10 protein-coding genes are annotated in these 8,237 nt (G+C 72.2%); 3 read left to right on the top strand and 7 right to left on the bottom strand.

The features are described 5' to 3' along the window. On the bottom strand, window positions 1-852 hold an 852-nt coding region (locus OXS49_RS31795), incomplete at its 3' end, for a lipid kinase (RefSeq protein ID WP_267428540.1). Between the two features lie 296 nt (window positions 853-1,148). Here OXS49_RS31795 and OXS49_RS31790 point away from each other — a divergent pair. The 3 genes from OXS49_RS31790 (at window position 1,149) to OXS49_RS31780 (ending at window position 4,525) form a co-directional block, all read left to right on the top strand. Beyond that, window positions 1,149-2,063, top strand: a complete 915-nt coding sequence (locus OXS49_RS31790) for a hypothetical protein (RefSeq protein ID WP_267428539.1) — start codon at window positions 1,149-1,151, stop codon at window positions 2,061-2,063. A 131-nt stretch (window positions 2,064-2,194) separates the two neighbouring features. Then, on the top strand, window positions 2,195-3,481 hold the full coding sequence (locus tag OXS49_RS31785) for a nuclease (RefSeq protein WP_267428538.1): 1,287 nt from the start codon (window positions 2,195-2,197) through the stop codon (window positions 3,479-3,481). Window positions 3,482-3,484: 3 nt separating this feature from the next. After that, complete coding sequence (locus OXS49_RS31780; protein WP_267428537.1) at window positions 3,485-4,525, top strand: aldose epimerase family protein; 1,041 nt, start codon at window positions 3,485-3,487, stop codon at window positions 4,523-4,525. 183 nt (window positions 4,526-4,708) lie between these two features. Here OXS49_RS31780 and OXS49_RS31775 read toward each other — a convergent pair whose 3' ends face one another. From OXS49_RS31775 to OXS49_RS31750, 6 genes are all read right to left on the bottom strand, one after another. Beyond that, window positions 4,709-5,431, bottom strand: coding sequence for an NADH dehydrogenase ubiquinone Fe-S protein 4 (locus OXS49_RS31775; protein WP_267428536.1), 723 nt, complete (start codon window positions 5,429-5,431; stop codon window positions 4,709-4,711). Between the two features lie 145 nt (window positions 5,432-5,576). Continuing rightward, complete coding sequence (locus OXS49_RS31770) at window positions 5,577-5,921, bottom strand: hypothetical protein (RefSeq protein ID WP_267428535.1); 345 nt, start codon at window positions 5,919-5,921, stop codon at window positions 5,577-5,579. Beyond that, the gene (locus OXS49_RS31765) at window positions 5,918-6,367 is read right to left on the bottom strand and encodes a hypothetical protein (protein ID WP_267428534.1); all 450 of its coding nucleotides are present in this window, start codon (window positions 6,365-6,367) and stop codon (window positions 5,918-5,920) included. The genes OXS49_RS31770 and OXS49_RS31765 overlap by 4 nt, the downstream gene beginning before the upstream one ends. 143 nt (window positions 6,368-6,510) lie before the next feature. Then, on the bottom strand, window positions 6,511-7,059 hold the full coding sequence (locus tag OXS49_RS31760) for an Hsp20/alpha crystallin family protein (protein WP_267428533.1): 549 nt from the start codon (window positions 7,057-7,059) through the stop codon (window positions 6,511-6,513). 132 nt (window positions 7,060-7,191) lie between these two features. Continuing rightward, a complete protein-coding gene (locus tag OXS49_RS31755; RefSeq protein ID WP_244005123.1) occupies window positions 7,192-7,686 on the bottom strand; it encodes an Hsp20 family protein in 495 nt (164 codons plus the stop codon). A gap of 247 nt (window positions 7,687-7,933) precedes the next feature. Beyond that, a partial coding sequence (locus OXS49_RS31750; RefSeq protein WP_276082335.1) for a DNA translocase FtsK occupies window positions 7,934-8,237 on the bottom strand: 304 nt, incomplete at its 5' end.

The following is an 8,237-nucleotide window of genomic DNA, read 5'->3' as shown; positions in this document are numbered from 1 at the left end:
GATCTTCGGGACAACCTTGAAATGGGCGGGGGTGTGCGTGGTCAGCTCGCCATCGGTGTTCACCGGCCGGGGCCGGCGGGTCGTGATCCGGATCTCCTGGGCGTGGAAGGCCCGCACGTCGGCCGCCCGGCCGTGGGTGCCCCGCCGGAGCGCAGGCAGCAGCGCGATCAGCCGCCACCAATGGTCGATCTCAAGGCTGTAGAAATCGAGCTTGCCGTCATCCACCGCGGCGCTCTCCGCGACCGTCATGCCGCCGCCGTAGTGCCGGCCGTTGCCGACCGAAACCTGGATGGTGGTGATCGTCTCGACCGTGCCATCGTGCTCGATGGTCACCGTGAAGGGCCGGACCCGGCGCAGCACCCGGATCGCCGCCACCGCGTAGCCCAGCACGCCGAAGGTCTTCTTCGACTCCGCCGTCAGCTCACCCGCGAGCTCCGCCGAGAAGCCGATGCTCGCCACGTTGAAATAATAGTGGCCGTTGACCCAGCCGAGATCGACGGGCCGCGCCTCCGCGGTCGGGATCACGCGGGCGGCTTCCAGGGGATCGGGCGGCAGATTGAGGGAGCGAGCGAGGTCGTTGGCCGTGCCGAGCGGCAGGATCGCAAGCGGCAGGCCGGCCTCCACCAGGGCCGGGGCGGCGAAGTTCATGGTGCCGTCGCCGCCCCCGAGGATCACGAGATCGACCGACCCGGCTTGTTTGCGGATCTCGGCGCGGCAATCGGCGTCCGGCGGCGGCTCCACCGGCTCGATCCCACCCGCGCGCAGGATCCGGCGGACCTCGTCCAGGTCGAACCCACCGTTGCGGGCCTTGGCGTTGCAGATCAGCAAGGCCCGGCGCGGCGCGGCACTCATCGGGGACTCCCGGATCGTGGGGTCGGGCAGGCCTTGGCGTCAGGTCGGGCCACGGGAACCTCGATGCGCAGCGGCGGGAAAGCGGACGGAACGGAGACCGGGAACGGCCAAAGCCAAGACTGTCCCCGACTTGGTACCCAAACGGACGAACGCAACCCCATCATCCCCGCAATCCAAGGCTGCCCGCCGCCGTACGATCAGGCAGGATGTCAATCGCGCCCGAGACCTGCGTGGAACTCCCCACCCCCGCGGGCGCGTTCTCGTCACTGTCCGCCCCGGCCGCCAGGAAGGCACCGATGTCCGCCACCCGCCCCGCCCGACTCCAGGCACGCACCCAATCGCTCGTCCTCGGCATGCTCCTGCCGCTCGCCCTCGCGGGCACGGCCGCGGCCCAGCAGCAGGGCGCGGCGAGCCAGGGGGGCTGGGTCGACCCCCCGCCGCGGGCCGCCGCGCCGGCCGCTGGCGCCACGAGGGAGTCGATGAAGGCGGCGGTGCCCAAGAACCTAGAGACGAATGCCGCGAAGGCCCAGCCCGAGACGCCGCGCGACGCCGCACCGGTCCGTCAGGCCGCCAAGCCGGAACCCGGCGAGGACGCCCTGCCGAAGGCTGCGGCGACGCGGGCGCCGGGCCCGAAGCGGGCGGCTGCCCTGGAGCGTCCACCGGTCCGGGAGAGCCTGCGCCGCCGGGAATACTACGACGCGCGCCAGGAAGCGCGTCAGGAGACTTATCGTCCGCACCGCCTCGCCGAGACGCCGGCCGCGATCGGCCCAGCGCCGGGCGTGTCGGCCGAGCGCGTCGCCGCCGCCCGGGCGCTGACGGCGAGCTACCTCGCCACCGTCTCGGGGTCCGACGACACCATGGTGGGCGCGGCGACCCGGTACTACGCGTCGCGCGTGCGCTTCTACGGCCGCCCGGTCACCACGGCGGGGCTCGTCGCCGAGAAGCGCAGCTTCGTTCAGCGCTGGCCCGAGCGGCGCTACGAGCCGCGAGCCATGCGCACCGCCTGCGACGCTGAAACCTGCACGATCCGCACGCTGGTCGAGTTCCGCACCGCCAATCCGGGGCGCGGCGCCGTCTCCATCGGCGAGGCCGAGCTGATCCTGGAGGTGGGCTTTGCCGGCGCGCGGCCCTACATTCTGGGCGAGACCGGCCGTGTCCTGCGGCGGAGCATCCAGGCCGGGACCCTGGCCGCCTCGCCCGGCAAGGCGTAAGGAGCCTGTCGCCGCGTGCGACGGATGGCCGAGGGGACGAATCCCGGCGATGCGATGTTTTGTAAGGCGCTCCCGCGCAGGCCCGGCCGATCGATTTCGGGCCGCGCCGGGGTGGTGCCGGGATCGGGTGAATGACGTCGTCGACTCTGGTGGAGCAACAGGAGGCGGAACCGGCCCGTCCGGCCCTCGACGGTCCCAGCCGCCATGCCCTGCGCGCGGCGATCCGGGACGCGGTTGCCCGCGCCCGCCCACGCCCCGTGGCGGTGCGGACTCTCGAACTCCTGGCTGAGGCCGCCTGTATCCCCGATGAGGCCGGGACCGGCATCCGGGTGCTCGACCGGCACGGCGCCGTGCGCCACCGGGACGGGTCCGACGCACCGATGACCCTGGCGGATCTCGTCGCGGAACTTCGCACCCGCCACCCCGCCCTGTTCCTCCCCCCCGAGCCGGAGGGGATCGAACCGGCCGCGCCCGCCATCGAGGAGCCCCGGGATTCGGCCCTGCTGACCGGCGCCTACGAGATGAAGGCCGCCACTGCACGCTTCGTCGGGGTGCAGTCCGAACGAGCCCGCTCCCTGGCGGAGCGCTCCTCCGAGCAGGGCCGCGTCCTGGCCCAGAACGCCGCCGGCCGGTTCGCGACCCTGCGGACGCGCCTGCGCGGCCGGCTCGCAAGTCCGGCCGAGGGGGCGGGCGAAGCAGCCGCGGGGACGGATCCGGCGGCGGCCTGGAACAGCGGGCCCGGCCGGTTCGGCGAGACGCTCCGCGACGGCCGGGATCGTCTGCGCGACCGGTTCGGCTTCGGCGGCGTGGACGACGGGACCCACCGGCAGCGCCGCCTGCTTCTCGGTGCGGTCGCCGGCACGCTGGTGGCGGTGATCGCCGCCGGTCTCGTCCTGGAGAGAAGCGGGCCGATCGCGCCACGCCACGCCGCTCCGGCGGCGTCCCCTGGGGAGGCTCCCAACAGTACGGCCCCGAACGGCACGGCCCCGAACAGTGCGGCCCAGAGTGGCAACGCCCCGAGTGCGCCGTCCGCCACTCCCGATACGGTCACCCCGCCCCCCGAAACCGCGGGCGATGCCGAGCCCGACACGCCGTTGCCGCCGAACGCCATCGCGGGACAGGCGCAAGTGATCGACACCGCGACCCTCAAGGTCGGCGGCAAGGTCGTGCATCTGTTCGGCGTCGAGTGGGTGCGGGGCGGACAGGCGGAGGAGCTGGCCCGCTACATCGGCAGCCGGCAAGTGACCTGCCAGCCTGCCCCCGGCAGCGCCACCATGAACTGCCTCGTGGACGGGCGCGACATCTCCGAGGTGGTGCTGTTCAACGGCGGCGGCCGCGCCTCACCGGAGGCGAGTCCCGAACTGGTCGCGGCCGAGGATCACGCTCGGAGCGAGCGGCTCGGCGTGTGGAAGCGCTAGGGCGTGCCGGCCGAGCATTTCGGTGACACCGCGGATGGCCGCCCGGTCACCCGCCATAGCCTGAGCCGGGACTCGATCAGTGTGGCCGTCATCGCGTTCGGCGCCGCCGTCACGGCGATCACGGTGCCCGACCGGGACGGCCGCACCGCCAACGTCGTTCTCGGCCTCGACACCCTGGCGGGCTACGAGACCGTGAGCCCGAGCTTCGGCGCGATCGTCGGCCGCTACGCCAACCGCATCGCGCGCGGGCGCTTCAGCCTCGACGGACACAGCTACCAGTTGCCGGTGAACGAGGGGCCCAACACCCTGCACGGCGGCCCGCAGAACTTCGGCAAGCGCCTGTGGCGGGTGGAAGGTTCCGACGCGACGCGCCTCGTCCTGAGCCGCCGCTCGCCGGACGGGGAGGAGGGATTTCCGGGCAATCTCGACGTCCGCGTCACCTACAGCCTGCCGGCGGACGGGGTGCTGCGCATCGACACCACCGCCGTGACCGACCGGCCCACGATCCTGAACCTTACCAACCACAGCTACTTCAACCTCGCCGGGGAGGGGGCCGGCGGCGTCCTCGGCCATCGCGTGCAGGTCGAGGCCGATGCCTTCGCGCCGACGGATTCGACCCAGATCCCGACCGGCATCCTCCAATCGGTCTCCGGGACGCCGTTCGATTTCCGCGCCCCGCGGACCCTTGAGGAGCGGATCCGGACCGGGGATCCGCAGCTCGCCTACGCCAAGGGCTACGACCACACCTTCGCGCTGCGCGGCTCCGCCGGCACCCTTCGGCCGGCTGCGACCTGCATCGATCCCGGCAGCGGGCGTCGGCTCGATGTCTGGACCACGCAACCGGCACTGCAGCTCTACAGCGGCAACAACCTCGACGGCACGCTGATCGGGCCGTCCGGGCGGATCTACCGCTCCGGCGACGGGGTCTGCTTCGAGACGCAAGGCTTCCCCGACGCCCCGAACCACCCGAACTTCCCCTCGGCGGTGCTGCGGCCCGGCGAGACGTTTGCCGCCGCCACCGAGTTCCGGTTCTCGGTGGTGTAGGCGACACCGCGCAGGCTTGCGGCTTCTCACGTGGCCGGCTGCGCCGAGGCTTGGACGCAGTTTCCCCCTCGCCCCGCCTGCGGGGAGAGGGAGGGGCGCCACACCTCTTGTCGGGAGCGCGATGAGGCGGCCGCCGAGGATGAGAGGAGTGTCGCGGGCTTCAACTCCCGACGTGTGTCGGCCTCATGCGGCGCGCGCGAAGTCCCCTGACACGGGCATTGCGGCGGCCGGCGCGGCCGGGTGGGGATGCCAAGTCTCGCCGAGCGCCAGGAGGGCGGCCTTCACGGCGTCGAGCTGCGACGGCTCGCCCTCGGCCATGCCTTCGGCGGCCGCCACCTCCTTCAGGTACTCATCCCAGGCCCAGCGCCGCAGGATCTCCCGTTTGCAGCCGGGCAGCAGCCGGGGATGGTCGAGCACCTGCGCGGGCGTGGCGAACACCGCCGCCGGGTTGATCAGCGCCCGCTCCAGATCCGGAAGCTCCTGTGCGGCCCGGCGGCGCTCCGCGGCGCGTCGAACAGGTGGGTGTGGAGGCCGCGGCCGTGGGCCAGGCCGCCAGGACGGGATCGTCGGCGCGACCGGCGTGGGCCCGGTGACGCCGGTCTCGGGCTCGACCGCGTAGGCCAGCCCCTGGCGCTCGGCATAGGCGATCGCCTGCGCCCGGGTGGGGAAGCTGAGCTGGACCCGCGTGGCGAGGGGATCGTCACCGGCCGTCCAGCCCATCAGGGGCGCGATCTCGGGTGGCGTTTCGCGCTCGACGGTGAGGAGCCACGTTCCCGCCCGGGCCCGGTCCGCGGTGTCGACCGGCCGCTCGCGGCGCCGGATGCGGGCCGTGCGGCTGGCGAGCCAACCCGGCGGCACAGCCACGGGCGGGTCGTTGTGGCCGCTTCCGATCGTTCGTTCCTCCATGGTGACCTCCCGACATGTCTTGGCATCTTGACTCTTGGCATCTTGACCGGAAATCGGGACCGGAACGCCGCGGGGAGCTCCGATCCCATCGCATCCCGGAGCCGGTGCATCCTCCGGGATGCGGCGCGTGGGTCCGTCATACGCGTCAGGCTCCGAGGAGTCCGAGCCGCGCGGCCGTCTGGACGCCGAAGCTCGCCGCGAAGGACAGCAACGCGGCGTCCCAGGCCGTCAAGGTGGGGGACGCGCCCGGCGGGACGCCCCGGGTCAAGGCGAGGCCGAGCCACGTGAAGCCCGACAGGCTCAGCAGCCCGGCCGCCACCCAGGGCAGGGCCGCGGGCGGGCAGGGCGCCGCCAGAGCGAGGCACATCACGGCGGTCAGCAGCCAGCTGACCAGGATGGATTCATCGGTCACGCCCGCTTGGTCGCGGGCGCGGTGCCGCCGCCGGCGCCAGAGGTCGCGATGCGGATTGTTCAGGTGGAACGTCGTCATGGAACGGCCCTCCCGGTTCCGTTCAGGGCGGATCCGGGCGCGCTCCGGCCTCCGTCCCAGCGCCGGGTGAAGGCTGCCGGGAAGAGCGGTCGGCGCGGCGCAGCCGGCGCGGGGGACCCCTCGTCGAGGGCCTGGAGCGCTTCCAGAATCTCGTCGATCGGGACGGGCTCGGCCCGGCAGCCCGGCAGGCAGCGCAGGGTCGGGTTGGACTCGACCGCCCGGGCGTCGGAGGCCCAGGAGGCCAGGATCGCCCGCTTCTCGGCGCCCGACAGGCCCGGATAGGTCAGCACCTCGCGGGGCTGCCGGAAGACGTCGCCCGGCGCCACGAAGGCCTCGAACGGGTCGACGGCCGGCGGACGCAGATTGGCCGCCGCCACCGGGCCCAGACGTTCGATACCGTCCCTGGCCGGGCCGGCCTGGATGGTATGGATCTCGATCTGCTGCATGGAACCCTCCTCGGAACCCGCCACGTGCGGGCAAAGGCTGGAATGGGCAGGCACGCCCCCTTCAGGTGCCCCCTTCAGGTGCCCCCTTGGGGGACGCGCCGGCCGCTGCGTCATGCGTTCGGTCTCGACCAACGCGGCGCCTGTCAGTGCTTGGCTGCCGAAGCGCCACCGCCGTTGATCGCGATGCGGCGCCGACGCTCCGGCGCCTCGGCCGAGCGCGGCAGCGTCACACTGAGGACGCCGTTGCGGAAGGTCGCTTCGGCCTTGTCCTCCTGCACCGCGAAGGGCAGCGCGATCGACCGCTCGAAGCGGCCGTAACTCCGCTCGGAATAGCCGCGCTCCTTATCGGTGGTCTCGGCGCGCTTCTCGCCCTTCAGGGTGAGCACGCCATCCTCGACGAGGAGTTCGACATCCGTCTCGTCGAGGCCGGGCAGTTCGGCGGAAACGCGCAGGGCGCCGTCCGCCTCCGCCACCTCGACGTTCGGCCAGCCGAAGCTCCGGCCCGCCAGACTTGAGTTCGCCAGACTTGAGTTCACCAGGCTCGGCACGCCGAACCCGTTGGACACGTCGTCGAACAGGCGGTTCACCTCGCGGTGCAGCGTCAGGAACGGGCTCGTCGGCTCGCTCGGCAGGCCAGCCGGGGCGGGGGTGCCGGTGCTGCGGTTCCAGGGAATCAGATCTCTCACGCTCATGATGCTCTCTCCATCGCAGATGTTGCCAGTTGCGGGAGCGGGCCCCGGGTCCGGGGACCCGCAGGAGAGTGTCGTTCTGCGTCCGGGGACGTCCGTCCGACCCCGGCGGGGCCCGGACCGGCGGACGCGGGATCAGGCTGCCTGGGCCTCGCGCCCGCGGCTGATCTGCGCCGGCGCCGGCGCGTTGTCCTGGCCGGCCGTCGCCGTGACGCCGCCGATGGCGATGCGGCGCGGCTTCAGGGCCTCCGGCACCTCGCGCTTCAGCGCGACGGTGAGCAGGCCGTTCTCCAGGCTCGCGTCGACCACCTTCACGTGCTCGGCAAGATTGAACGTCTGCCGGAAGGTTCGGGCCGCGATGCCGCGATGCAGATACTGCGTCTCGCCCTCCTGAGCGGCCTTCTGGCCGGCGACGAGGAGCGTGGTGTCCTGCTGGGTCAGCGCGATTTCGTCGGCCGTGAAGCCTGCCACCGCCATGGTGATGCGGTACTGATCCTCGGCGACCTTCTCGATGTTGTAGGGCGGCCAAGCCGTGGACGGTTCGACGCGCTCGGCTTGGTTGAGCAACTCGAACAGGCGGTCGAACCCGATGGACGACCGGAACAGGGGCGAAACGTCGTAAGTCCTCATAACCACATCCTCCTGTGAGCAACGTGACTACAAGCGACGCCAGACACCGGGTCCGGCGCCCTCCCGCGAGCCCGTTTCCAGGCCTCGCACGCGCGTAACGTGTGAGCTGCGAGCGGGTTCCTCAAGAGGACGAGTATTTCTGTGTTTTCGCCGCGGGGTGTTCGAGGGGGGCGATTGGTCCCCCGTGGCTCCCTCCCCCGCAAAGGGGGAGGGGGAGCTGCCGACGCGAAGCCTCGCCCCACGATCCTCAGCCGACCGCGTCCTCCACCAGGATCTCGCGCTTGCCGGCATGGTTGGCCGGGCCGACGATGCCCTCGACCTCCATCCGCTCCATCAGCGAGGCGGCGCGGTTGTAGCCGATCTGAAGCCGGCGCTGGATGTAGCTGGTCGAGGCCTTCTGGTCGCGCAGCACCACCTGCACGGCCTGGTCGTAGAGGTCGCCGCCGGTCTCGCCGAAGGAGCCCTGGTCGAACACCGCGCCGTCGAGTTCCAACTCCGCCGCGCCGGCCTTGCCCTTCGCGCCCTTCTCCGGGGCACCCCCCTCGTCATCG

Origin of the sequence: Methylobacterium sp. GC_Met_2, from assembly GCF_026540795.1 — a bacterium.
Classification (GTDB): Bacteria; Pseudomonadota; Alphaproteobacteria; order Rhizobiales; family Beijerinckiaceae; genus Methylobacterium.
The sequence above is the reverse complement of the archived record's forward strand: the minus strand, read 5'-3'. Positions and strand labels throughout refer to the sequence as shown.